General features: G+C 33.3%; 1 protein-coding gene. It reads left to right on the top strand.

Features of this window, described 5'->3' with window-relative positions:
- Window positions 1-36: 36 nt before the first annotated feature.
- The coding region (locus tag J5474_RS22615; RefSeq protein WP_209364274.1) for an HAD-IIB family hydrolase at window positions 37-252 on the top strand (216 nt) is incomplete at its 3' end.

Raw genomic sequence — 252 nt, forward strand, 5'->3', positions numbered from 1 at the left:
TACAATGTAGATATCGAGTTAAATGGAGGAAATTCAATGTATAAAGCGGTTGTTTTTTTTGATCTAGATGGCACACTATTTGATAATCAAAAGAATGTTTCTGATGACAACATTGCAGCAATTAATCAGTTACGAGAGAACAATATTCTCCCTGTAATTTCAACTGGCCGAAATATTTTTGAAATTCAATATGTGATTGACGCTACCGGTATCAATTCATTAGTCAGTGCGAACGGTAGTTACGTTCAATAT

It is taken from the genome of Sagittula salina, from assembly GCF_017813235.1.
In the GTDB taxonomy this organism is placed as follows: Bacteria; Pseudomonadota; Alphaproteobacteria; order Rhodobacterales; family Rhodobacteraceae; genus Sagittula; species Sagittula salina.